This window comes from Enterobacter cloacae complex sp. IR5418, from assembly GCF_049238105.1.
In the GTDB taxonomy this organism is placed as follows: domain Bacteria; phylum Pseudomonadota; class Gammaproteobacteria; order Enterobacterales; family Enterobacteriaceae; genus Enterobacter; species Enterobacter hormaechei.
Genome location: NZ_JBMKHS010000020.1, coordinates 24,390 through 46,493 on the forward strand (window position 1 = coordinate 24,390; position 22,104 = coordinate 46,493).

At 53.3% G+C, this 22,104-nt stretch carries 29 protein-coding genes and 1 tRNA gene; all 30 read right to left on the bottom strand.

The genetic code is table 11. The annotated features are described in order from the left end of the window. Positions 1-3: 3 nt before the first annotated feature. A complete protein-coding gene (locus ACOTX7_RS15630; protein WP_421626111.1) occupies positions 4-414 on the bottom strand; it encodes a hypothetical protein in 411 nt (136 codons plus the stop codon). A 73-nt stretch (positions 415-487) separates the two neighbouring features. After that, complete coding sequence (locus tag ACOTX7_RS15635) at positions 488-3,619, bottom strand: phage tail tape measure protein (protein ID WP_421626112.1); 3,132 nt, start codon at positions 3,617-3,619, stop codon at positions 488-490. Continuing rightward, positions 3,619-3,906, bottom strand: a complete 288-nt coding sequence (locus tag ACOTX7_RS15640; protein ID WP_045626282.1) for a DUF1799 domain-containing protein — start codon at positions 3,904-3,906, stop codon at positions 3,619-3,621. Before ACOTX7_RS15640 ends, ACOTX7_RS15635 begins: the two co-directional genes overlap by 1 nt. A gap of 17 nt (positions 3,907-3,923) precedes the next feature. Further along, positions 3,924-4,262 (bottom strand): phage tail assembly chaperone, encoded by a 339-nt coding sequence (locus ACOTX7_RS15645; RefSeq protein WP_213812717.1) that lies wholly within the window; start codon positions 4,260-4,262, stop codon positions 3,924-3,926. A 65-nt stretch (positions 4,263-4,327) separates the two neighbouring features. Further along, complete coding sequence (locus tag ACOTX7_RS15650) at positions 4,328-5,260, bottom strand: phage tail tube protein (RefSeq protein ID WP_213812716.1); 933 nt, start codon at positions 5,258-5,260, stop codon at positions 4,328-4,330. Between the two features lie 46 nt (positions 5,261-5,306). Next, a complete protein-coding gene (locus ACOTX7_RS15655) occupies positions 5,307-5,753 on the bottom strand; it encodes a phage tail terminator-like protein (protein ID WP_421626113.1) in 447 nt (148 codons plus the stop codon). Further along, positions 5,743-6,342, bottom strand: coding sequence for a hypothetical protein (locus tag ACOTX7_RS15660; RefSeq protein ID WP_149462219.1), 600 nt, complete (start codon positions 6,340-6,342; stop codon positions 5,743-5,745). Before ACOTX7_RS15660 ends, ACOTX7_RS15655 begins: the two co-directional genes overlap by 11 nt. A 2-nt stretch (positions 6,343-6,344) precedes the next feature. After that, positions 6,345-6,698 (bottom strand): hypothetical protein, encoded by a 354-nt coding sequence (locus ACOTX7_RS15665; protein ID WP_421626114.1) that lies wholly within the window; start codon positions 6,696-6,698, stop codon positions 6,345-6,347. Position 6,699: 1 nt separating this feature from the next. Beyond that, positions 6,700-7,182, bottom strand: a complete 483-nt coding sequence (locus ACOTX7_RS15670) for a DnaT-like ssDNA-binding protein (RefSeq protein WP_421626115.1) — start codon at positions 7,180-7,182, stop codon at positions 6,700-6,702. Positions 7,183-7,184: 2 nt separating this feature from the next. Then, the gene (locus ACOTX7_RS15675; protein WP_421626116.1) at positions 7,185-7,514 is read right to left on the bottom strand and encodes a hypothetical protein; all 330 of its coding nucleotides are present in this window, start codon (positions 7,512-7,514) and stop codon (positions 7,185-7,187) included. A gap of 39 nt (positions 7,515-7,553) precedes the next feature. Next, positions 7,554-8,690 carry a P22 phage major capsid protein family protein gene (locus ACOTX7_RS15680; protein ID WP_421626117.1) on the bottom strand — a complete coding sequence of 379 codons (1,137 nt, stop codon included), beginning with the start codon at positions 8,688-8,690 and terminating at the stop codon, positions 7,554-7,556. A gap of 17 nt (positions 8,691-8,707) precedes the next feature. After that, positions 8,708-9,460 carry a DUF6651 domain-containing protein gene (locus ACOTX7_RS15685; RefSeq protein WP_421626118.1) on the bottom strand — a complete coding sequence of 251 codons (753 nt, stop codon included), beginning with the start codon at positions 9,458-9,460 and terminating at the stop codon, positions 8,708-8,710. Positions 9,461-10,254: 794 nt separating this feature from the next. Next, positions 10,255-11,358, bottom strand: coding sequence for a hypothetical protein (locus tag ACOTX7_RS15690; RefSeq protein WP_421626119.1), 1,104 nt, complete (start codon positions 11,356-11,358; stop codon positions 10,255-10,257). 1 nt (position 11,359) lies between these two features. Next, complete coding sequence (locus ACOTX7_RS15695; RefSeq protein WP_221925515.1) at positions 11,360-12,763, bottom strand: DUF4055 domain-containing protein; 1,404 nt, start codon at positions 12,761-12,763, stop codon at positions 11,360-11,362. A 4-nt stretch (positions 12,764-12,767) separates the two neighbouring features. Beyond that, complete coding sequence (locus ACOTX7_RS15700) at positions 12,768-14,072, bottom strand: terminase large subunit domain-containing protein (RefSeq protein WP_045351056.1); 1,305 nt, start codon at positions 14,070-14,072, stop codon at positions 12,768-12,770. Beyond that, positions 14,050-15,048 carry a terminase small subunit gene (locus ACOTX7_RS15705; protein WP_421626120.1) on the bottom strand — a complete coding sequence of 333 codons (999 nt, stop codon included), beginning with the start codon at positions 15,046-15,048 and terminating at the stop codon, positions 14,050-14,052. Before ACOTX7_RS15705 ends, ACOTX7_RS15700 begins: the two co-directional genes overlap by 23 nt. A gap of 67 nt (positions 15,049-15,115) precedes the next feature. Continuing rightward, the gene (locus ACOTX7_RS15710; protein WP_016042202.1) at positions 15,116-15,352 is read right to left on the bottom strand and encodes a hypothetical protein; all 237 of its coding nucleotides are present in this window, start codon (positions 15,350-15,352) and stop codon (positions 15,116-15,118) included. A gap of 293 nt (positions 15,353-15,645) precedes the next feature. Beyond that, positions 15,646-16,719: a phage head spike fiber domain-containing protein gene (locus ACOTX7_RS15715; protein WP_421626121.1), complete on the bottom strand. Its 1,074-nt coding sequence runs from the start codon at positions 16,717-16,719 to the stop codon at positions 15,646-15,648. Then, positions 16,677-16,823 (bottom strand): hypothetical protein, encoded by a 147-nt coding sequence (locus ACOTX7_RS15720; RefSeq protein WP_231372884.1) that lies wholly within the window; start codon positions 16,821-16,823, stop codon positions 16,677-16,679. The genes ACOTX7_RS15715 and ACOTX7_RS15720 overlap by 43 nt, the downstream gene beginning before the upstream one ends. A 4-nt stretch (positions 16,824-16,827) precedes the next feature. Then, the gene (locus tag ACOTX7_RS15725) at positions 16,828-17,097 is read right to left on the bottom strand and encodes a hypothetical protein (protein WP_045618277.1); all 270 of its coding nucleotides are present in this window, start codon (positions 17,095-17,097) and stop codon (positions 16,828-16,830) included. 7 nt (positions 17,098-17,104) lie between these two features. Beyond that, positions 17,105-17,734, bottom strand: a complete 630-nt coding sequence (locus ACOTX7_RS15730) for a glycoside hydrolase family 19 protein (protein ID WP_214596942.1) — start codon at positions 17,732-17,734, stop codon at positions 17,105-17,107. Then, positions 17,734-18,012 carry a phage holin family protein gene (locus ACOTX7_RS15735; protein WP_421626122.1) on the bottom strand — a complete coding sequence of 93 codons (279 nt, stop codon included), beginning with the start codon at positions 18,010-18,012 and terminating at the stop codon, positions 17,734-17,736. Before ACOTX7_RS15735 ends, ACOTX7_RS15730 begins: the two co-directional genes overlap by 1 nt. After that, positions 18,002-18,391, bottom strand: coding sequence for a phage holin family protein (locus ACOTX7_RS15740; protein WP_013096310.1), 390 nt, complete (start codon positions 18,389-18,391; stop codon positions 18,002-18,004). Before ACOTX7_RS15740 ends, ACOTX7_RS15735 begins: the two co-directional genes overlap by 11 nt. A gap of 779 nt (positions 18,392-19,170) precedes the next feature. Beyond that, a tRNA-Asn gene (locus ACOTX7_RS15745) sits at positions 19,171-19,245 on the bottom strand. A gap of 156 nt (positions 19,246-19,401) precedes the next feature. Further along, entirely contained in the window at positions 19,402-20,211 is an 810-nt protein-coding gene (locus ACOTX7_RS15750; protein WP_125358661.1) for an antitermination protein, read from the bottom strand. Further along, positions 20,211-20,327 (bottom strand): hypothetical protein, encoded by a 117-nt coding sequence (locus ACOTX7_RS15755; protein WP_017383030.1) that lies wholly within the window; start codon positions 20,325-20,327, stop codon positions 20,211-20,213. Before ACOTX7_RS15755 ends, ACOTX7_RS15750 begins: the two co-directional genes overlap by 1 nt. Beyond that, complete coding sequence (locus tag ACOTX7_RS15760) at positions 20,324-20,707, bottom strand: hypothetical protein (protein WP_110921173.1); 384 nt, start codon at positions 20,705-20,707, stop codon at positions 20,324-20,326. The genes ACOTX7_RS15755 and ACOTX7_RS15760 overlap by 4 nt, the downstream gene beginning before the upstream one ends. Further along, entirely contained in the window at positions 20,704-21,336 is a 633-nt protein-coding gene (locus ACOTX7_RS15765; RefSeq protein ID WP_421626123.1) for a recombination protein NinG, read from the bottom strand. Before ACOTX7_RS15765 ends, ACOTX7_RS15760 begins: the two co-directional genes overlap by 4 nt. Further along, a complete protein-coding gene (locus ACOTX7_RS15770) occupies positions 21,329-21,499 on the bottom strand; it encodes a NinE family protein (RefSeq protein ID WP_421626124.1) in 171 nt (56 codons plus the stop codon). Before ACOTX7_RS15770 ends, ACOTX7_RS15765 begins: the two co-directional genes overlap by 8 nt. After that, a complete protein-coding gene (locus ACOTX7_RS15775; protein WP_013097726.1) occupies positions 21,496-21,933 on the bottom strand; it encodes a recombination protein NinB in 438 nt (145 codons plus the stop codon). Before ACOTX7_RS15775 ends, ACOTX7_RS15770 begins: the two co-directional genes overlap by 4 nt. Positions 21,934-22,104: the final 171 nt, after the last annotated feature.

Genomic DNA, 22,104 nt, shown 5'->3' on the forward strand with positions numbered 1-22,104 from the left:
TGATTACTCCGGAGTGGACTGGCCACAGCGACTAACATAAGATTTTCCGTCGAGATCTACCCACGACTCGTCTCTTCCATCAGGGTAAATGGCTTTTTCTCCAACCTCATAATTCACACCTGTTGAAAATAGCCCTTTTGAAGTCATTTTTAGATGAACATAGAAAGGATGGTACCCCACGTACGCACCAAACCCATTTTTTCCAGCAACCCTGCCACAAACGAAACCACTTACAACATCCCCGGACTCCTGGTTTTGGTCCATGTTGAACCTTACCATTTTAAACTTGGCGCTATCCGGGTCCATCAACCCATTCGCAATTTCTTGCTGCCCAAGTTGTAGTGCTTTTTCCTCGGAAGGTTTACACGCAACAAGTGCGATGCAGGCTAAGCTTAAGCAAAGAATTTTTTTCACAATCATCCCCTGAGTATCATATTTTTTCTAATAATAACCAGGGGATATGAGAATGTAACGCGATGAGATGATATTACTTTTTCACAAAGCGCCCACCGATAGCACCATCATCCCTGATGGCTCGGATGATGCCTTCCTGTACGTATTGCTTCATCCTCTCCGCTAACGCCCGGGCTGCCGCATCGCCCCCCCCGCTAGTATTTGCTGTCGCGTTACCTTTGTTATCGACATAGATATCCACATTGATTTGATGCCCAGAACCACCAGCGCCATCCGCCCTCACACCGAGACGCCCGGCAGAATCCCGAGTAAGTGGCATGATAGCTTCTTCACCAGCCTCTGCGAAAACACCGCCTTTCGCAAACTTCGATGCGCCCTGGAAGGTGAAATACTGAGGCGTATCGTAAACACCGTTAACATATTTACTGAGACCTGGGGAATCATAGACGCCACCTTTAGCGTTGAAGGTTACCCCAGCAGCGGCGTTTGCATATGCACCACCAGGCGTACTGCCACCACCACTGCCACCGCTTATCCAGCCCATTGCTGCCTGTACAGCATATGCGACCAGCAGCCGGTTAGTCACTTCGGCGATCATCTTCAACATGGATTTGGTGAATTCTTTGAAGCTGGCTGTACCAGTTGTGACCAAACTGGTTAGCATGTCGGAAAGGCCACTGAATGTGGATCCAGCCACGTTACGCATTGCTTCGAATGTGTTAGTTGCAGAATCCGCATAATCAGCCCATCCGCGCTTTGCTCCAGCCTGCCAATTACTGCGAAGTTCGTCTTCCTTCCGGTATGTCTCTTCCTGCTGAGCCAAAACTTTTTTTTGCGCGTCAGGATTGAAGGCATAGGTCTCAGACAAACGCTGACGTGTTGCCGCCCGCTCCGCCTCTCTGGTTGATGTCCCTTTAGCCGCTGCGTCAATTTCCGCTTGCTTAGCTGCCTGCTGCTGAGCAAATTTTGTTGCCTGATCGGCAAGGGTGTTCAGTTTCTGCTGTTTGGCAATCTGATCGCCCAGTGCGGCATTAATATCAGCCTGAGCGAGAAGTTTATCCTTATTGGCGAGAAGTGACTTCTCATCAATGGTAAGCGCACGGCCTTTTGGATCATTTGCCGTTGACTCGAGAATACTGATTTTGGAAATCAGTTCCCATTGCTGCTTACGCTGCTGGCTAATCACATCGTTGATATCACGATGTTCCTGGAGCGTTTTTAGCTGCGCTTGCAGAGCTAAAGTCTCAGCATTGTAAGTGTCGGTTGAGCGATCACCAGCAGACACCTTAACGGCTGGAGTTTTGGGCGTTTTATTTGGGTGAAACTGTTTGTTTATCGCGTCGACTGCCTGTTGGCGTTGTTGATCACTCCATTTATCAGGAGCAAGTGCGACATTTTTCCACAATTCAGAAAGGGCTTTACTACGTTTCTCTTGCCAAGTGGCAGATTGCTCGAGGATGCGGTTTCTATAAATCAGCGCATCGGTGCGCTTATTATCAACCTCTATACCTTTTTGAACAGAAACATTGATATCTTCCTGAAGCTGTGCGGCTTGCTGAAGTGGCCCTATCTGCGCCTTCAATGCGCTTATCGCAGATAATTGTGCCTTCCTACGAGCGTCATATTCCTTATCATTACTGCTCGTATCATAGCTGTACCCATAGCCTTGGCGCTGCCGTTCTGGAAGCAGCGCCTTTTCTCGCTCAGCCAACTCTGCCTGCATTTTCCGAAGCATATCATTTGGAGCATCAGGGCGACCGATATTCAGAAGCTCGTCCCACATCCCCTTGAGTGCTTTACTGACGCTGCCAGCGGCCCTCTCGATTAATCCCATATTGTCGAGGATTTGCTGGCTGCGCCTCTGCTCAGCCTGGCTGTAGGCTTTGGCTGCCGCTTCCGCTGCGTCCTCTTTTTCACCGCGCCGCTCCAGTGATGATATGTAGTCGTATTGCGAAGATGTCAGAAAGTGAAGGGTCGAATTAAGATCTTCTGCCGCCTTGGTTGGGCTGGCATATAGCTTTTGGAAGTTCTTAATAGTGGTATCTACAGACTGGCCGGTGGCCTCCTGCATAGCCAATGCCGCTCTTGTGACTGTTTCGAGCTGATCGGTTTTAAACGTACCGGCCCCAACCACCTCTGCGAGTGTACGAGCAGCTGCGGCTACTTTACCGCTTGAACCACCAATTTTTTGGGCCAGGTCTGCCAGTTGGCTCGCCGATCTAGCAGAATAATTCCCGGTTAATATGAGCTGCTTATTAAACTCTCCAGCTTCTTGGCTGCCTTTGTACCAAGCTACAGCAATTGCTCCAAGGCCAACCACTAGGCCGCCAATACCCACTGTCACCGGATTAATGAAGCCAATCAGAGTGCGTAAATAATCGCCTACACCAGTCAGCGCGCCTTTCACTCCACCAAACTGGTCTTTAATCTGCCCGCCCTGTTGCAGCAGGATCAGGAACGGAGACTGACCGCCAGCCAGCTGCGTAGCGATATCCGTGAACTGAGCCGGAAGCGTACGCATTGCTGCGCTGTACTGACCAACGGAGATTCCAGCGCGCCGGGCAGCAGCTTCCTGCCGGGATAGCGCTTCTGGTAGTACGTCTGCGACACCAGAGAGGCGCTCACGCGTCTGGTTAAGGATTGTGTTGAAGTGCTCGAACTGCGCGCCGTTAATGCGGCCTGCTTCAAAATGGGCCACCAGCTGTGCGTGCTGTTCATCCAGTGAGTTGAACGCACGGATTGTCGGGTCGATGGAACCCAGCAGGTTCTTTAACGCTGCGGACTGCTTCTCTGCCGCCTGGGTAGCGGCTAATTCGGCCTGAGCGCGCGCCGCGGCTTCTCCGGTATCGGTCAGCTTGAGACGGGTGTCGTCCAGGATTTTTTGATAATGAGTAAATTCCTCAGTATCGAGTAACCCCTTGCTATGAATTGTCCGCAGTTTTTGCTGCTGATCATCAAGCCTACCTAAGGCTGCGAGAGTTGGATCTATGCTTTCAAGCAGCCCCTTGAAGGATTTTTGTTGCTCCCATAAAGCCGCTGCGCTCTGCTTGCCGGCATCGGCCCCAGCGCGAAACACGCTATTCAGATCATCTGCTTTATCTACAGCACCGGCCGCCGCCTGGCCGAGTTTATCCAGTTCGTTGCTGGCTGTTTTCAGGTCAGAAACATCGGCCCGCAAAGTAATCGAGGCGATCTGGTCTGTCATTATTTCGTCTCCTTATGCATTACCTTGAGAGCCTCGCTTTCCATAATTTGAAGGTCAGCCATGCAGGCCGCCGCATCCTCAACCCCGTGTAACTCGAACATCCAGGGGAGAACGTTGTAATCAAGGCCGGTCGCCCCGCTCGCGCCGACTCGCCACTGGGTCGCCAGGGCAGAGAAGATGGTGAAAGACTTCCACACAGAGGGCAGGATCCCCACCTCTTCCTCCACGTCCTCAGGCGTCAAACCAAAAGCGCTCAGCTCCGCGAGCGTCGGTCCCGGCGTGTACAACGCTGCGGCGACCTGCCTCAGTTTTTTTCGCGGATACCCATCAGCTCTTTGGTGTATGCCAGACCGATGCTGTCGAACGCGCGTGGATAGTTCCGCAGAAGGACAATAACGTTTTCGCGGTTGAACTCATCGGGAAGCGCCCACCCCTCGACAATTTCCATGAGGTAGTCGGCCTGCGGCTCGATAGCATCCTTTTTACCTTCGGCGGCCTTTTGCAGCTTCTCGTCCATGGAGCGCAGCTCTCCCAGCGTCTTATGGCGGAAAGTGAACGTCAGCTTGCCGTCTTCGGCACCAGCGCGTGGAATGTTCGCGGTCACAGAAAAAGTTGGGTTGGGGATCAGAGAAAATTTGGTCATTACGGTTCCTAAAAAAGACTTTGGTTTCAGTAGCGAAGAATGCCCGGCGTACCGGGCTTGAGTGGTTAGCTGACCGTGACGGCGCAAGCAGCAGAGGTGATAGTTTTACCCGCCGCGTCAGTGACTTCGCAGGTGTAAGAACCAGCATCACCGGATACCACAGATGGAATGTTGAACGTCGAGGCGGTTTTGCCCGGAATAGCGGTGCTGCCTTTCTTCCATACGTAGGTGTAAGGTGCTGAGCCGCCCTTCATTACCACCGCCAGATCCAGCGCCGCGCCTGTGGCAACCGACTTGGTGGCCGGCAGGCCGGTCAGGAACGCCAGAGGCGTCACGGATGAATCGGCGATCGGGTAAATCTGCATGTCCGATTCGAAGTTCATGCGCGCCTCGTTACTTTCCACGGCGTTGATTTCCGTTCGCGGCACGCGCTGGAACGATACTTTGGCTGAGTAGAAACGATCGGCTTTGCCGCGTGGGTTATGGAACCAGACCGCCGTTGTGTCGCTGGAGTCATCCAGGTCAATGAGGCGTTTGTAGATCGCCAGTTGAGGGTCATGTGCAAAGGTGTAAACCTGAACCACCGCGTTTTTAACCGTTGGGATAGTGCGCGCTTTGTCATCTTCGAGGAACTGCACACTGATGGTCTGCTGGTCACCACCTTCAGTTGATAGTGTCATCACCTGAGGCATGGTGATCCATGAGTCGATTTTGCGCAGCGTGCCCGCGCCAGTGCCTGCCGGGAATTTGGTGGTGTCGGTAGTATCGAATGCTTCCAGCACGATTTTATTACTGATCACCGATTTGACGCGCAGCACCATGTTATCGAGCTTTAACCAGCCGGAACTCACCTGAACTACGTCACCAGCCAGAATGCCGGAGGCCGATGCAACGGTCAGTTCGCATTCCGTCGCGTTAGAGGCTGCGGTAAAGGTGATTGGGGCTTGATAGGCCTTGGCCACGTTCACACGCGAGCCGTTAGGGATTGCGAATGCCATAGCACTCTCCTGAATTTAGGTAATAAAAAACCCGCCATCTGGCGGGTCAGTAGTCAGCGCGGTACTGCATGCTGACGGGAATGGTGTAGGTTATGGAGCCACTGGACCCGTTGGGCGCCGAGGTTGGCCGGTCCTGGATGGGTTGTCTCACCTGCGGCGGCCCGTTGATGTAAACCGTCAGATTACCGTCCACCAGCGGCAGTCCTTCAGGGAATGCATCTGCCACCGACTGGGCCAGCCCTCTCGCCTGGCTCACGCCTGAGCCTGCGGGAGTAATGATGTTTACCTGCAAGATCCCCTGATAGGTACGCATCAGACCTTCTATGTCCTGACCTACAGTTTGTGCAGGTAAAACATAAACACGGGCGTATGGCGCATCCGGTGGAGTAAACGCGATGTTCGGCCAGGCCACCGGCAGCCCGAGCGAGGAGCAGATAACCGCGACGCGACCTTCCAGCAGGCCAGCGATACGCATTGACTGATCACCGGCCATTGCGCACCTCGCTCATTGCCTCACGGAACAGCTGCGCCGCGTCGATAGCTGTAATGCCCACCATCCCGCCCGGCGCCTGGGTGGAATGACCGTTTTCCAGCGCTGCCGCATATGGCAGGTTATTGGTGAAGTAAATCGAGCTGACCTGGCCCACTCTGAATACCTCAAGCACCGCCATGCCACGGGAATTTGAGCCCTGGCCGGAAGCATCTGGTGTATCGTTTGACTGAGTCGGCTGGCTGTCGAAACCAACATACCAGTTGTTTTTGAACCGCCCGCCGACATAGCCGTCTGGCTTTTTGATGTCCATCGAGTCGTTTACGCGCAGGCCGCGCTTGAGCCGCCCGGCTTTGGTGAGGTTAGCCGGATTATCACGTAGGTTCGCGTTATGCTCCCGAACTGCATCGTTATAGGCCGATGCTGTCTGGTTCACCTGCCAGAGGTCGGGGTTACCAATTGGAGACATCTCCACCAACTGAGCGAGGATTTTAATACCCGTCCTGCGTACCACCTCATCCATCTCCTCTTTTGAGCTATCCACGAACAACTGAATGGCAGCCAGGAACGGCTGATTAGCAGTACTGGCCATACTCACGCCCTCAGTTGGATGTTGTAGGAGATAAGCACATCAGCAGGCTTAACCGGATTCGGCTGCACTACCCGCCACTTTTTGCCGTCAATCTCGATGCGGTCATCGATACGCACTTCCGTTTCGAATGTGGCTGCCAGTTTCTTATCGCCAGTAGCGATCAGCGAACCATCAATTTCGCGGGAGGAGTATTCGGTGATAACTCCGGTCACGGTCGCTGTAATAGGCTCGGTGATAACCTCTTTCCCGTACTGATCGCGGGTGGTGGTTCCGCCGCGAGTCAGTTGGTAGGTTTTGCCGTTTTCGGTTAGCAGACGGGTTGCCGTGTTGCGCATGCGGCGGTAGTCGATTGCCATATCAGCCCCTTTCAATTCGGATTTGATTGCCGCCCACTACAAGCCCGCGCAGTGCGGAATAGAACCATGGGAATGACGGAGAAGCTTTATTCGTTCCCGGCTCGTACTGCACAGAGACGGCCCCCTGTACGCTCTCAGCTATGACCGCGCCGCCACCGGAGACCGACGGCGTGAGGTCAATCTCCTGCGACTCAATAGCCAGGCGGCATTGGGCATCAATCAGGCGCTGTGGAATAGCATCATCCTGCAGCTCCACACCATCGAAGCGTACGCCTGAGCGAGGCCAGGATAGAGGCTGAGATGCGCTGGAGCGCTGACCGCGCCAGGCCTTCCCTTCCAGAAAGTCCATTGCCTGCATCAGCATCTGGCTACACTCGCCATCATCTGCAGGAATGCTATATCCGCGCGCGGCGGCAAAGACCCGCAGGTCGGACACGCTGGCGTAGCTGTTAAAGTCCGGCGAGTGGGGATCGGCAACCAGCATGGTTATTCCTCCAGACGCCAGTCCAGCGCCTGCCAGTTATCCACTTCGTCATGGTGAACCTCAGCGCTCAGCGGGCCGCCGGGGAACTCTGGGGTGTCACGCACCATGACCACCAGCTCAATGCCTGGCTGTTCCTGCTGCTGTTCCTGCTGCTGTTCCTGCTGCTGTTCCTGCTGCTGTTCCTGCTGCTGTTCCTGCTGCTGTTCCTGCTGCTGTTCCTGCTGCTGTTCCTGCTGCTGTTCCTGCTGGGCAGGATTTTTATCAGCGGCCTGCTGAGCTGCAAGCTTTTCCGCGTCACGCTGCGCGCGCTGCTCTTTTGTTAATCCGGCCATCGGGCCTCCTGAATAACAAAGGGGCCGAAGCCCCCTGGGTTAACCCATGATGATGGTGGAATGTTCAGGCTGAACGGAGGCCACACCCCACGCCACACCAACCTCGTAACGCACCTGACGGTACTGGCGATAGAGCGCGATCTGGAAGGTGATGCCTGACACCGGGTCGGTAACATTCATCACATCGTCGGCGGTGTCTCCGCCTTTTGGCATTGCCGGGGTGCGGCACGCCAGCAGGAAAGCATTGCGGTCGAATGCCATGTTTGGTGTGAATTCGCTCACAACGGTAATAGCTGTATGGTCTGCCAGATCCTGGCGCAGTCCCGGTGCTGCAATAGTGATGCTTGAGGCCGTGGAGGCCACAACCAGATACTGGTTAAAGTCGCCATCGAACTTAACCGCAGTGCCTGCTGCGATACCACCGGTACCTGTGGAGATAGCGATGATGATATCGCCTTCCTGCTTCGCGCCGTTGACCGTATAGCCCGCCGCCGTACTTTTCGCTGTGCGCTTGATGTTGGCGGATTCGTGAAGGTTAAAGCCCATCACGCGGCCAATAATACCTTCACGCAGAAGCTGATCGGTACCTGCTTCGTTCGCTTTGAACAGAACCGACTGTTTTCCGCGAATTGAGGCCATCGCTTCGCCGCCCAGCACCATGCGCATGTCGGTAGTCGGTGCACCGTTATCCACTAAAATCTGACGCGCCAGCGCTGCATCAGACAGATCGTCTTTAATGCTGAATGGCGTCTCTTTTGGTGCACCAACTGCACGGGAAGATTTGTAGAACAGCGCAGCCAGGTCTGCGTCCATTTCGTTGCTCAGCGCGCGGAAGGCCTGAGAAAACTGATCGGCAAGGATAACGTCGTAGTTACCTGATGGCCCCATCGCCAACTGTTCTTCACCGTTCCATTTGACCGGAGCCATTTTTGACTTGGTGATTTTGACATCCACGGTGCCGATGTTCTGATCTCCGTCGTTTGGTGCGGTCGGTGCCGGTGTGATGTCTACCGTGGTGGTTTTTGGTGCTACCGGCGCGGTGACGGTCTGGTCTTTAGCTGCAGCATCGGCCTTAGCGTTACGAGCCACTGCCGGGATAAAACCTACCTGCTCACGTGAAACGCGGTTAAGCGCCGTATAAATGGTCGGGATCAGGCCAGTCAAAGTATTAGACATGTATTTATTCCTTTCGATTAATCAACGATGCTTGTGCCGCCGCCAATCACAGCCTGTTGCTCTGCTGGAGGTAATGCATCAAACGCATCGCGTTTCATGGTTTTTTGCCCGGCCTGGTGCTGCGACTGGTGAGAACCGCCGCCGCTGTTACCGGACGATTTGAGGATGTAATCTTTCTGCGGATGCGACTCGACCAGTGACTCCAGCGCTTCGTCGAAGCTAGCCAGCTCGCCAGGCTTGGTGCGAGAGAACACCTTATTGCCCTGACCGTCGAAGGCCACGACCTTGCCGTCTTCGATTTTGAAGTTCTGCCCGAAGTACGAACGCACGAACTCAGCCGGGATCGCCATCTTCTCTGAAATGAATTTGGAGCCACCGAAGCGGCCGCCGATCATCTCGTCGTAGAGCTGGCTTTCGAGCTGTTTGGTCTTGCCGTTCGCTTCATCCAGCTGCTGCTGGAATACCTTGGTAATCTCAGCCTTAACCTGGTCAACAGCGCCAGCGTCGATCAGTTTTTTCTGGTCGATTTTGGTCATCATCTCCAGGGCTTCGAGCGCCTTGGCCGGGTCGGTGATGCCAGAGAATTTCGCGAGACTGGCTTCCGCCGCTTCCTTCGCTTCGCGGTGAGTTTTCGCCTCACCATTCAGGGAGGTGATTTTGGTCATCGCTGCGACCGCATCGAACGGGATCTCTTTGCCATCTTCATGGATGTACACAGGCATACCGTTTTCAACGACCACATTTCCGTTAGCATCAAGTTTCAGTTTCATTGTTTTTGCTCCAGCCTTCCGGCCATTGGTAATAGGTCATCCGACCCGGTCACCGCGTCGCATCCGCTCAGCGGCAGGCATAAAAAAGGCCGCTCGGAGGCGACCTGATACGAATTTAAGATAATAAAAAAGGCCGCCTTAGCGACCTATATGGCTAATCCCCATTTAATCCGGGGCCATTCTCTTTATGCCAGTCATTGTGGCACTTACGACACAGCCATTTCACCGAAAGCGGGAGGTTGTAATCGTAATGGTGTCCTTCCAGCCTAACGTGTTTGCCGCAGGATTCGCAGCTATCTGGCTTTGAAATCACCCCTCTCTCTACCGCCTTGTTAGCTTTATATCGAGCGGCGCTCTTTATAGGGTTGCGCTCTTTGTAGGCTGAAAGAGTTTTGCTTTTGACGATCTTCCCTTTTTCAGATGTGTCATATCTAGCCTTGATAACCCTCCTCACTTCTTTCCCGTTTTCAGTCTCACGATATCTATCAGTGGCCTGATTCCGTAGGGTTTTACCCCTATCAGAGGCGTTATAATCTTTGGTTACTTCCTGTCCATGCGGAGTGCGGTACCATGCTGCGTGTGCGGCTCTACAGCAAGATGCGCAGGAGGCCCGATAACCAGATGATTTCCGGCTATCTCTGTGAAATTCAGATAGCGGCTTACACTCGCCGCATTTGGTGCAAGTTTTCATATCAAACCTCGTAGTAGGCTGCGTAGATGATGGTGCGCGGCAGGAGTGTCTACGTTCACTCTTTTCGACTGGCCGGTCTAGCCGCGCAGGATTATTTTACCCTTTAAATGAATGCTTCCCTATCAATTTCTCTGAGTTGCTCAAGGGTTAAAAACTCACCTCTATCATTAAAAAAGTCCGGGACCTGCATCTTTCCATCCCGGAGCATTTGAGCCCTGGTAACTCCAAGTACTTGCTCCATTCGTGCGTAGGGTTGCCTTACCAGCCACTCACTGAAGCTTAGCCCAGCGGGAATTTGGCCCGACATGCTCGCCCGCGTGGCGCTGCTCAGTTCGCCAGAGGCTATCTGCAATTCCTCCCACGATTTAGTGATCAGAATTTCGCATGAGCGACAGCAGAAATGAATTTTGCCGGGCCCACGCAGGTACGGGATTTCATGGCCCAGCGGCTTACCGTCGAGGGTGTAGAGTTTGCGGTCGCGGATGATGCACCAGCTTGATGTATGTGTGTCGAGCGTAGATGACCATTGTTTGGCCTTCACAATATCGCTGTTGGCCTGCGCGAACTCCTGACGTGCCGTAGCAGCCATGTGGTTCACTGCCGTGCGAGTGACCACCGCAAGGTCGCGCCGGGACGCATTAATCACCCCGTCCTCGCGATTACGCTGCGGCGTGCCGGCGACCCGCTTCACAATCTGCTCGACGGTTTCACCCTGAAGAAATCCGGTGCGCACGGCACTGGTAATTTTTTCCAGCCGATCCGATTCGAGTTTCTTGCCCCACTCTTTCAGCAATCTCCCCTGAAAAGGTTGCGCCACCGCAGAGGCGTAGACCTGCTCTGGAGCAATGCTTTGCAGCGGGACGTGCTTAAGCACCTGGCCGGGAATGAGGCTGCTGAACAGGTCAAACTGATACCCGGTCTCATAATCAGCGTAACGAGTCAGTTCGCGCATCAGAGCAACATTGACCGGTTCGTAGGCCTGCTGGTTTAGCTCCCGCACACCAGCCAGTAGCGATGCAAGGCGGCGCGCGCTGTAGGTGTCGGCACTCTTACCCTCCAGCAGCACCAGCAGCCGGGCAGCCAGGTCGGCATCCATCTTGCTGAGCAGCGCCACCATCCGACGAGCGACGCCAGTACCGTAGCGGTTTACATACAGGCCGTGCGCTATCGTTTCGTCCTGCAGGCGGTCATTGACGGAGCGGGCCATGCTATACCTCGTCTAACGTTCTGGTATCCAGAGACGCTGATTCAGCCAGCAGTTCGCTCAGAACCACATCAGGATCCGCATCGGCATCAATAATGTTCAACTTCTGTAGCGATTTAATCGCATCAGCTCGACGGATATCACCACCCTGGCGCAGTGCCTGGATGGCAAGCGCGGCGGACGGATTGAATACGGTCGATTCGACATCCAGCTCAGTGCGAACATCAACGTTGCCACCATCTTTCTCGCCGATGTACTCGGCCATGATTTGCAGAATGTTGTCGATCGCATCTTCAAGGCTGGTAGCCATGGTGTAGAGCGGTGACTGCTCCTGCATTTTCTCTTCGGAGGTCTGGTCTACCGATTTGGTAGAGGTGTTTTCCGTACGCAGCAGCTTCGCACCAGCCTGGCGCATCTGCTCCACAAGTTCTGCCAGCGACTCTTTACCAGCACCGATGGAGGAGCCTGTATGCTCGACGTATTCCAGACCCTGCTTTTGCCGATCAGTGAACGACGTAGCTGAAGACGAGCCAATTATCAGCTCTTGCCCCTCTTCCAAACCGAACACCGTGAGCAACGGCACCCTGGCGACGTGCAGGATGTTGTCCTGCTCGCTTTGACTCTGCCAGTGCTTGATGTTCAGCAGAGCCATATTGAGCAGTGGAGGTGAACCACACATAAACCCGGTGCGCTTGGTGTAGAGCGTGACCAGAGTGATATCCTGGCGGGATGTCTGCCACCCATCGAATAGCGCCCAGGTCGCGGCGCCGTCAGCATCTATAGCCTTGCGGTAAATTTCCACCTTTCCGGGTGTCAGGTATCGGATTTGCTCGACTTTGGTCTGGCCGAAGTCGTCGCCGTCTTCGACCACAACCTCTTTGATACGCAGCGCAGTCAACACCACTTTGCCGTCCACCATTTTCGACTTCCAGCCAATTACCTGGCGTGGATTGAGCATGGTGACATAGGGGCGCGCGCCGGTAGCTTTCTCTTCCGCTTTGGTTTTCACCTTTTCGGTGTCCACCCTGGGATAATCCACCAGCGCGTGCGAGAGGCCATACTGCATCGCCAGACCGAAGAATGCCTGCGCCCATACGTCCAGGCGCGTCCCCTCAAGGTCGAAGTTTTTCGCATACTCTCGCAGCTCATCCGGCACATTCTCGGCAAGCTTAATGGGCTCAGCAAATACACGCCCGATGTTTTGCTTAATGGTCTCTTCGTAGGCTGGCAGAAGCGTGGCCACGGCGAGGCGTTTTTTGTAGTCCTCTTTGTCTTCTTTTGGCCAGCGCGGGAGATAAGACTCTCCAAGCTGTCGCATATAGAGCGTGCCGCCCATCAGGGCGTCGTTGATATCCCACGCCTGCACCATGTTCCCATAGTCCAGATTGGGTGTAGAAATATCAGGCATGGAGTTACATCCGTAGTTGAGTGACTTTTCCTGTGGGCTTGATGATCGGGAATTGCTTCACGATGAAATAGCCACCAGCGTCGTTTGGGTGATCATTGTCGGCTGATTTATCCGGCTCGCCGTTTGCCGCCCACACCTGCTGCTCAAGGCTGTCTGTATAGACCGGGCAGCGTGCAACATTAACTTTGTAGCGGCGCTCACCGTTGCCGTTGCAGAACATGGCATTCATGGAGTTAATGCGATCCTTCACTGGCGGGTTGGCTGCGTTTACCACCACGCTGAATCCGGCCTGTTTGAGTTGCGCGATATCGGTGGCGCTGGCGTTATTGGACTTACGTGAATCGCCGGAAGCATCCGGATAGACGTAAATCTGCCTGGAGGCAACATAGCGCCCACCCTCGTAGCGCCAGAACTCTTCCTGGATGCGCTTTATCATGGCCGGTGTGTCATAAACTTTTATCAATTCACGTACTGCGCGCGGCTCGCCATTGCGAAGGACGTGGACGATGGCCGCCATTTTGCCAACGTTAAAGTCCATGCCGATATAGAGCGGCTCGCCTGCCTGCTCTTCATCGGTACAGTTATTCAGACGTCTATCGAACTGGTGATAGATAGTGCCGCTGGTCAGGTTTGTAAAACGCCCCCTCAGGTACGCCTTAATTAGCTCCGGCGGGTAGGAGTTCATCAGCGACGGGATGTAATCCGGTGGCAGGTTCTTCGCGTTGTCGAACGTACTGGCCTGAATCAGCCCATACAGAGCAGAAAGCTCAGGCTTTTCACGCACCGCTTTCACGAATTGCTGGTAAACGAACTTGAAGCCCTCCGGCGTAGTCGTGACATCGATACCGTTACGCAGACCATCAACCTTGTAACGCATACGGGCTATGATTTTTCGCCACGCCTGCTGCGCTTTGGCAGCCGCCATGACGTCCAGCTCATCCACCATCGCGTTACCGATTTTAAAGCCGACTATCGATCCGGGCTTCTCCATCGAGCGGCAAATTGTCGTGCCGCGATACCGACGCCCCTCATAGAAGTGAACCTCTTTGTTCCCCTCATTGATTTTGACACTCAGCCCCCAGTCAAAGGCCACCTCTTCGATCGTGGGGTAGAAGATGTCACGAATCTGCGGATACGTCGGCGCGAAATAACCCTGGTTGATTTTCGGGTGCTCCCACATCCCCTTACAGATGCCGCCACAACCTACCCACGTCTTGCCGGAACCGAACCCGGCAACATAGGCTTTGAATTTGTGTTGCATCGCGAGGAAGCGCGCCTGTGGGATGTTAAGTGTCGGGCTGATCCCCATCTTCCGCCCTCGCGTCCACTACGTTGATATTGATTGCAACTGGCGTTGGTTCGTCATCATCACCATCACCGGCCAGCTCTTTGCGGAGTTTCTCAACCTCCAGCTGCCGGCGGTCGATTTCGATCTGCTGGAGGCGCTGCGCGAATTCGCTATCTTCCAGGCCAAGCCGCTTCATAACGGCTTCATACATGCGCTCGCGGCTGATTGCCGTTATCTCAACACCATTCTTCCCAAGCTTGACGCCGGAATAAGCCAAAGCAGCATCAGGGGAAAGTTTCCGGGTGTCTGCGAAGTAAGGCTGTCCTATTCCGTCGCCATTGCAGCGCGGGCATTCAGGGTTAGGCTCTCGGTTGTGGTCATAGCCGTAACCGCCGGAATCTTCAGGTTCACGCCTGTCACGCTCAACAGCCTCGAGCCTTTTCTCTTCAAACTCCACGGCATCGCGCCACTGATACTGATGACCGAAGCCCCAGCAATAACGGCATGCGCCGCGACGATACTGTGAAAGCTGGTTTGCATCGAAAGTGGCGAGTTGCCACATCTGGGAGAGAACCTCATCAGCACTGCCAAGCGTGCGCGCAATGGAGGCTTTCTGCTGCTGCGCAATGACCTGCGCAACCTTAACATTTGATAACAACCGACTTGATTGCTCCTGTGCGGTCTTCTTGCTGTACCCGGCACGGATAGCTGCCTGTGTGGCGTTGTTATCCTTCAGGTACTCTGCGACGAATAAGCGCTGCTGAGCAGTAAGTCCATCATCATCCACCAGCTCATTTGCGCTTTTATCTTTCTGCGCAGTGCGCATTTTTTTCTGCGCAGGTTTTTGCGCAGTATGCGCAGAAAGTTTTTTGATATATCGACGGGCGGTAGCGTAGTTCAGTCCCTGCGCTTCACACCATTCCTTTGGTGATACGCCGGTTGCGGCATGTTCGGACAGGAACCGTTGCTGAAGCTCGCCCCAGTCCGGTTTTGCCATTACTCACTCCGTAGTTGCTTTTGATGAATGCCATTCTGCTACCACAGCGTGGTGGTATCACTCATGGCTACCATCGGGTTACTGCAACTTCATGAGGGCCTGGCCCATCAGACCACAGCCATACTTTTAATGGCGGGTTTACCACCATCTTATCCCTGATGATGTCGCCCACTGATTTGTCAGGCTCAACATCTGAATCAGCAAAACTGATAGGGTAGCCGCCAAAAACGGAAATTAGGGCGCTGTTAGTGCCGTCAGTTATCTGAACTGGCTCACTACCGATTGTCATTCTTTCTGTTGCCATGTGCTCCCCCTACGCCAGTACGTATTCAGGTGTTGATGGATTGATGATAAATTTCTGCGCAGCTTCAGGTATGAGGCCATAGATAACATCAATGTGATAACCGTCCTTTAGGGTCGGCTCCTTTATCACATTTCCGGCCTCGTCATATTCACCGTCACTGTTATACAGAACGCCCCGCACAGAAAACTGAATAGACTTAGTAGGTACTGCCCATCCAGCCCCCTCAGACCACCAACCCGTGGCTGCTCTCGCAGTAGCCTCATCAGGGAATCGTAAATATGTCATCCTGCTCATTATCTTATGTACTCGATTCGTTGGATGTGGCGCTTACCCCAGTTAGTTGCCGCATGGGGGAGCTGTAGTTTTAAACTGTGGGCCGGGAAAGCGAAGTCTTCATACGTTGCGTCGGTAAAGTGCACCCGGACGGATGTGGCGAGCCTATCAGGATTTTGAATGCTCGCAAAAGCAGCGGCGCGTGTACTCGCTTTACCGGCAGTGATAATAGGTGAGCCTGGCGTGGCGGTATTTTCTACCTGAAAACCTGTTACTGAAAATACGTTTGCTCCGGCACCGGTATACACCACAATGGCGGAAGTCGTTGAGGATGACGCCCCGGAGAACCAGTATCTGACCCAGCCATCCGCAAAATCATCAAACCCATACTTAAAAGCATTACCTATTGTGGATGTTCGCTGATCAAAATCGACAGTCACAGATTCTCCGCCAATGGCACCCTGCCCTATCATTAAGGAAGGAGAGGACATCGACGGCACATGAACGAACAATGATGTGCAATATACCACCCCTTGCGTCAGCGGAATGCGGTAATTAATACCAGCCGTGATGGCCCCGTCCGTTGTGATAACTTGGGCATGATCGCCAAAAGGAGTGGTCAGATCTTTACTTGTCGTTATGGTGACACCCCGGTTTTTACCGAACTTTGTCACATCATTGCTGTAAGGGAGAAAATTCGTTGCCTGCGGTTCCGGCTCATGCCTTCCAACTGCCACTCCATTTCGGTACTCAAGCGGCCATACGTCAGGTGCAGCGAACTGAATAGTTCCGTCAGCTGAGTAGTATGCATGGTTGCTTGCACAGCTGAACGAAACCCGATAATCCAGTGCAGAGGAGGTAAGATCGATATCGCTAAGGTCAACCCACTCGCCAGGCGGCAGCGTCATAACATTAGCACCGGGAATAACTATGCCGGATGGAAAACTATCTGATGATGCGCCAAGCTCAGTCACACCAGGGATAAATAAGCCTTTCATAATTGCACCACAAGCGATGATAAATATTTCAAATAAAACCGGCATAGGCCATGCTATTTCATGGTTCTGGTTTCTTTCTGGCAGTTCGCCTGCCACGCTTTGTTATGCGCCAGGATGTCACGCTTCGTCTGCTTATCCAGTACATCCCAGTCGTGGTCCGTACCGTAGATGGGTTTAACCCAGTCACAAGCCGTGTCCACTACCTCAACCCTTACGGGTCCAGTTGTCCCGCAGCTCGCGATCAACATCGTTATCAGGCAAGTGGTTAACAGTCTGCTGTACATTGCTGGCCTCTTTCGTTGCTTCTACCCGGCGTTCGGCTACTGCTTCAGTCGCTGCGGCCTTTTCTTCGGTTCGCTGCTGGTCAGCTTTCGCTTCAGCTTTGCTGGTGCCGCGGATATGACCCAGACCGAAAGCACCAGCGATGGCGGCAATGACTGCTGCAGCAATACTAATTAAAGTTTCAAACCCCATAGCAACCTCATACCAGCACTGATTTCGCCTGGTTAAACAGCACGCGGCGTTTATCCAGACCTTTACGGCCGCCATTAATAATCAGCGTGACGCGCTCCACATCGCCGGAATGAAGCAAACAGCCGTGCGAGACATAGAACCATGCAGCTGAGCGAGCAGCATATTCATCCTGTTCCAGCAATTCAGGCTGTGTTACAAGGTCCAGCTTCAGCGCGTGGCCACAGTTGCGGTAATTGCTGAGCCCGGTAATTTGCTTCAGGCCGCGACCGCGATATTTCCAGCCATCACCAGTAACCTGGTTTCCAAGGTTCTTTTTGCCCCACTCACCGCCGTAAACCAGATTGGCTATCGCTTTCTGGTTTGCCGGTTGAGTTGCCGTTCTGCCGAGCGCGGCGGCCTGCTGGGGAGTAATGCGGTGTCTGCCGAATGTAGGCACTAAGTTTTCAGCCGCGTAATTCAGGTTTTCCACCAGCCGGGTAAATCCCGTGGACTCATGCCCCATCTGTGCGATGAACATGGCCTGATCGAGCGGCGCCGTGATGCCGAATTCCTTCATTGCAGCATCGATATGCTGAAACCAGCGCAAAGCGAGCCCGGCGCTAATGCCAGCCGCCTTTTGAAATAGTATTTGGTTCATTAGTGCCTCAGAAGATCAACCAGACGCGACAGATTTCCCCGGACCTTCATAACAGCTGCGCATATCAGGAGGTTTGCCACCACCACCAGCCAACTGGAGTCACGATAGAGGCCGAAGATGAATTGCCACGGGATTACGGCGTAAACCAGGATGGTTATATACGCCAGGATTGAGATGAAAGGACGGTGCCGGGCACCATGGCGCTGGTAGAACATCAGAACGACGACGATCACCGAGCAGATAAACGCATTAAAGACAGCTGACGGGTCAATTACCATTCCCCCCTCCTCCGCGTAACCGTGAGAAAAAGCCGAACAGGCTGTTCAAATCCTGGTTATTAAGAAAAGTTAGGATTTTTATACACAGCGCAGACAGAATCACTGCTCCGAGTGCATCCAGTGGTTTTTCATAACTCGAGGCAGCATTTAGCCATGAGCCAACAAACCCGGCGCCAAGCACTCCAACAATGAATGAAGTCAGAAAATATGCAGCCAGGCGAGCACGCGTAAGGTTTGCAGCTGTCGCGACGTAAAACACCGCACCACCAAACGCTCCAAACACCACGCCGAAATCTGTATGAGTAAAGACACCGTACAGGACTGAGCCCAACAGGCCGCCCCCGAGAACTGCACCAGTGCCGGTTAATGGATCGGACATTACGCCCCCTCTGTTATTGCTGCGAATCCTCTCAGAAAAATTGAGGGGAGATAAAAAAAGCCCGCTTTTGAAGGCGGGCTAATGAGTGACTATTAGTAAGTAAGGTAGGTAGTCGTGAGTTTTGCTAACTGACCAGAGTGAGACAGTATCAGGCTGATTCACTATGGTTCAGGAGAACCATCAGGCAGTTATCTTCAACCCACTTTTCAAGCGTAGCAGCAGTTCGCAATTTCATAAAAAAAGGCCTGCTTTTTACGGCAGGCTCTCAAGGAATTTGAAACTGTATTGTTGTTGTCATGGTGCCGGGTGCCTCCCGGTGACTCTACTCCAGCCAGCAAAGTCGCGCGCATACCTGCAGATAGCAGTTGGCTGGAACGCCCTTTCGCTTAGAAAGGATTCACCACAGAAATAAATTACGCCGAACTTATTCCTGCAGTCAATGAGATTAGCCATTGCTTCCTGATGGTTGTCTTACAAATGAAAAAACCTCGCCGAAGCGAGGCTATTTGAATTTGAGGCACCTCACCCAACAAACCACCCGAGGTTAACTGGATTTTAACGAGATGCTTTTGGATGAGCGCTGAACCCAAAGGTCAGCATTTTCACACAGCAATTTTGCAAAAAGCAGCGCCCATTCAAAACTAGGTCGCTTTTCAGTCACTCCGGGGACCCCATCATCGCAGACCGAAAAGCTTAAACTGGAGCGGGCAGCGGGAATCGAACCCGCATCATCAGCTTGGAAGCCAGACGTAATTCCCAAACTACGACAGATGCAGAATTGGCGGGACAGGAAGGATTCGAACCTTCGACCATTCGGTTAACAGCCGAACGCACAACCGCTGTGCTTCTGACCCTGAAACGAAAAAGCCCAAGGCGTTAACCTCGGGCTTGAATTTTTTTGCTTCGGAACGACTGAACGGATTCCCAGCGTTAGAGATAAATCTATCCAGTTTTTCCGCGAAATGCAATACCTATTTCCTATATATTTTCAATATTAGGGGAAATTATTTTCATCTCGTTACTTTTGAGAGAATGGCATCAGCCATAGACTCCTGCTTATGGCATTCGGCGACCAGCTCCTCAAAGAGCGGCTGAAGTTGTTCATAGGCCGCCGTTTTCTTTATCTCCGCAACAGTATTAATTCCCTCAATCACCGTTGAGAATTTCAGTCTGGCGTAACCTCTTCCACCGCAGCGGTCACAGGCTTTCATCACCGGAACGCCATGGCGATCGCTTTCTGCTTTGTCCAGTACCTTGCCTTTGCCATGGCAGCGACACGAATTGCTGATAACGCCTTTTCCGTTACACGGCTTGCATTTAATCCGCACCACTTCCCGCGCTTCCGTCCAGCTCTCCCAGTCACTTGGGCGAACGGCCCGGGACATTTTCGACCAGTACGGCGGCTTCCCCCATGGATATGAGACCTTGTTGGTAAAAACTTGTGCCTCTGTAAATCCGCTACCATCACAGCAATCACATTTTCGAGTGCTGGCAGCACTTCTTGAATAATCCTGGTATGCAAAAGCGCAGAGAACCTTAAGCACGCCTGACCGAGCTGATTCATCGAGTTCCGACAGTGCTCTGAATTTACCTGATAACTTACGTGCCTGCTCATAGAGTCTCTCCAGTGCTATATCTGGGCTGCTAATGCCGATTTTCGAGAGGTAAAGATCGAAACCAAATCCGCACTTATGGCCTGCAAGACCAAGAGCAGCCATGACGTCAGTTCCGGTCAGGCTGTCTGATGCGGTTGCGCGAGGAGAGTCACTGAACATCGGTGATTTAGGCGCAAAGTATTTAGCGATTGATTCGAGGTTCATTATGCGGCTTCCTTCTGTGGCTGGTTGGTTTTGGTCTGGCTGTGCTTTGCTACTGGCGGCAGGTTGGCGCGCTTAACGCTTTCTGCCTGATACCGGATAATCTGGTCACGTGTCATTCGTCCACCCTCTCGTTCTGCCAGAGAGGAAGTGGTGACTTATCCCCGGCGCGGCGTATGCGGGACTTGGCGTTCTTCTCAATCTGAATGAGCTTTTCGATGTTCTGGCGGCGTTGCTTTTCCTCGCGGCGAAGATACTTTACGCTTTCCCAGTAGCGAGACTCCTGGTCGCAAAGTGTCATCAGGTAGTCGAATGGATCGATTAGCGTTTCGCACTTCCGGCAGCGTAAAGTCCGGTCTTTTTCATTCACCCAAACAGTAGAGTGCAGGCACATAACCTTCTGCCCTTCGCGCTGAATAACCAGCCCGTCCTGTAGGTCGTTATTCTTCGTCGGGAACGCGACAATCTTGCCCAGTTCAATTTCAGTTTCTGTGCTCATGCTGCCTCCTGTCGGCGGGCGCGGCGTTTTTCCAGCGCGCGGGCTTTACGAGTGAAAATGGATTTGATTCGCTGCAGGTATGGGATGTCGAACCGGCGGACGGAATTATCGTTGTTTATCGCCTCAACTTTTCCGGCACCGATGCGCTCAATAAGGCCCTGTTCGAATGCCTTTTGCGCGCCGTCACGATCCCGATTGCAATAGACACACTGGGCTGCGGTATTGTGTAGGTTAAAAGCCAGATGCGCGGCAGCTCCACGGGTGCGGTAGTGGCCGCAGTCCATGGTTCCGCCAAACTTCTGCTCTGGTAGACGACCGCAACTGATGCATGGCTTACCGGCATCCCTCAGACGGACATACCGGTTGAAAGCCGCCTGTGCTTCAGCTCTCCACTGAGGTTTCGTTTTTAGTGCCACCTTTCTTGCTTTCAGATCCCGGCGTTCCGCGCGCTCCTTCTCTTTGCGCTCCTTGATGCGCTTAGCTGCGGCTTTCACCTTCTCCTTTTCTCGTTCTTCCATCGCGAGGATTGTGCCGTGCTCCGGGCAGCACCAGCGGATCCGGATGTCGTGGAATTTCGGCACGAAGTATTCACCGCATACTTTGCACTTACGGCGGGATGGTTTACGCATGACCTCTCCTCGCCGCGAGACGCAGCCATTTCTGATCCACCAGGCGGGCGGTGTAGTCTTTCAGTGTCGGGATGTCGGACGGCTTAACCACGGCCTTGCGCTGGCGGCGCGCCGGAACGCGGAATATTTCGTTTGTGATGACGCGTGCGAGAGGGTTATTCATGCAAGCCTCCCAAAGTAATCGCCACGATAACGGACATCGCGAAGTTGGATGTTCTGGCTGACGGCGAAAGCCTGGGTGTACTCAATCAGGCTGTTCATCCTTTTGATCCCCATCGATGAGGTGCTTTCGCGAATTGCCACCAATTCTCCCTCAAGTCCGGCAATAACCTTCCCCTGCCCGCCAGTGGCAATGGAGTGACCGGAAACCAAAATTGATTTCCACGACGGAAGCGACCACGCAGAGCCAGCCCACTGAATGCGATGCTTTGCCAGATCGCCGCAAAGCGCGTGGAACAGTGAATTCTGAGGAAGAGTGCGCTTAGGGTCGGCAAAACTCACCACGAGCGGGAAATCTGCGTTTACAGGCTGCTTGTTGATGTAGTCGATGAGGTTGCGGCGAACCTGCTCATCACGTAGGTAGAATTTGATACTCATACGCCACCTCCGAGAGGTAACGCAGAATGAAGAAAATCGCAGGTGCATTTCTGCATCTGTGACAAGGTGAGGAGTTCAGATTGTGGTCGCATTTAAGTCCCCTTAAATGCGCAGAAGTCACCGGAGTTGTTCAGGCTCCGATGACATGATTATGGCGGGTTGATTCCAGAA

Coding starts and splice junctions, on each gene's coding strand:
- ACOTX7_RS15680 (WP_421626117.1), bottom strand. CDS start 8,690: ATGTCTAATACTTTGACTGGCCTGATCCCGACCATTTATACGGCGCTT.
- ACOTX7_RS15665 (WP_421626114.1), bottom strand. CDS start 6,698: ATGGCAATCGACTACCGCCGCATGCGCAACACGGCAACCCGTCTGCTA.
- ACOTX7_RS15675 (WP_421626116.1), bottom strand. CDS start 7,514: ATGGCCGGATTAACAAAAGAGCAGCGCGCGCAGCGTGACGCGGAAAAG.
- ACOTX7_RS15775 (WP_013097726.1), bottom strand. CDS start 21,933: ATGAGTATCAAATTCTACCTACGTGATGAGCAGGTTCGCCGCAACCTC.
- ACOTX7_RS15760 (WP_110921173.1), bottom strand. CDS start 20,707: ATGAGCACAGAAACTGAAATTGAACTGGGCAAGATTGTCGCGTTCCCG.
- ACOTX7_RS15690 (WP_421626119.1), bottom strand. CDS start 11,358: ATGGCCCGCTCCGTCAATGACCGCCTGCAGGACGAAACGATAGCGCAC.
- ACOTX7_RS15700 (WP_045351056.1), bottom strand. CDS start 14,072: ATGGGGATCAGCCCGACACTTAACATCCCACAGGCGCGCTTCCTCGCG.
- ACOTX7_RS15645 (WP_213812717.1), bottom strand. CDS start 4,262: ATGACCAAATTTTCTCTGATCCCCAACCCAACTTTTTCTGTGACCGCG.
- ACOTX7_RS15750 (WP_125358661.1), bottom strand. CDS start 20,211: ATGAACCTCGAATCAATCGCTAAATACTTTGCGCCTAAATCACCGATG.
- ACOTX7_RS15755 (WP_017383030.1), bottom strand. CDS start 20,327: ATGACACGTGACCAGATTATCCGGTATCAGGCAGAAAGCGTTAAGCGC.
- ACOTX7_RS15710 (WP_016042202.1), bottom strand. CDS start 15,352: ATGGCAACAGAAAGAATGACAATCGGTAGTGAGCCAGTTCAGATAACT.
- ACOTX7_RS15765 (WP_421626123.1), bottom strand. CDS start 21,336: ATGCGTAAACCATCCCGCCGTAAGTGCAAAGTATGCGGTGAATACTTC.
- ACOTX7_RS15735 (WP_421626122.1), bottom strand. CDS start 18,012: ATGGTAATTGACCCGTCAGCTGTCTTTAATGCGTTTATCTGCTCGGTG.
- ACOTX7_RS15635 (WP_421626112.1), bottom strand. CDS start 3,619: ATGACAGACCAGATCGCCTCGATTACTTTGCGGGCCGATGTTTCTGAC.
- ACOTX7_RS15770 (WP_421626124.1), bottom strand. CDS start 21,499: ATGAATAACCCTCTCGCACGCGTCATCACAAACGAAATATTCCGCGTT.
- ACOTX7_RS15670 (WP_421626115.1), bottom strand. CDS start 7,182: ATGCTGGTTGCCGATCCCCACTCGCCGGACTTTAACAGCTACGCCAGC.
- ACOTX7_RS15705 (WP_421626120.1), bottom strand. CDS start 15,048: ATGGCAAAACCGGACTGGGGCGAGCTTCAGCAACGGTTCCTGTCCGAA.
- ACOTX7_RS15740 (WP_013096310.1), bottom strand. CDS start 18,391: ATGTCCGATCCATTAACCGGCACTGGTGCAGTTCTCGGGGGCGGCCTG.
- ACOTX7_RS15725 (WP_045618277.1), bottom strand. CDS start 17,097: ATGGGGTTTGAAACTTTAATTAGTATTGCTGCAGCAGTCATTGCCGCC.
- ACOTX7_RS15655 (WP_421626113.1), bottom strand. CDS start 5,753: ATGGCCGGTGATCAGTCAATGCGTATCGCTGGCCTGCTGGAAGGTCGC.
- ACOTX7_RS15650 (WP_213812716.1), bottom strand. CDS start 5,260: ATGGCATTCGCAATCCCTAACGGCTCGCGTGTGAACGTGGCCAAGGCC.
- ACOTX7_RS15660 (WP_149462219.1), bottom strand. CDS start 6,342: ATGGCCAGTACTGCTAATCAGCCGTTCCTGGCTGCCATTCAGTTGTTC.
- ACOTX7_RS15685 (WP_421626118.1), bottom strand. CDS start 9,460: ATGAAACTGAAACTTGATGCTAACGGAAATGTGGTCGTTGAAAACGGT.
- ACOTX7_RS15730 (WP_214596942.1), bottom strand. CDS start 17,734: ATGAACCAAATACTATTTCAAAAGGCGGCTGGCATTAGCGCCGGGCTC.
- ACOTX7_RS15695 (WP_221925515.1), bottom strand. CDS start 12,763: ATGCCTGATATTTCTACACCCAATCTGGACTATGGGAACATGGTGCAG.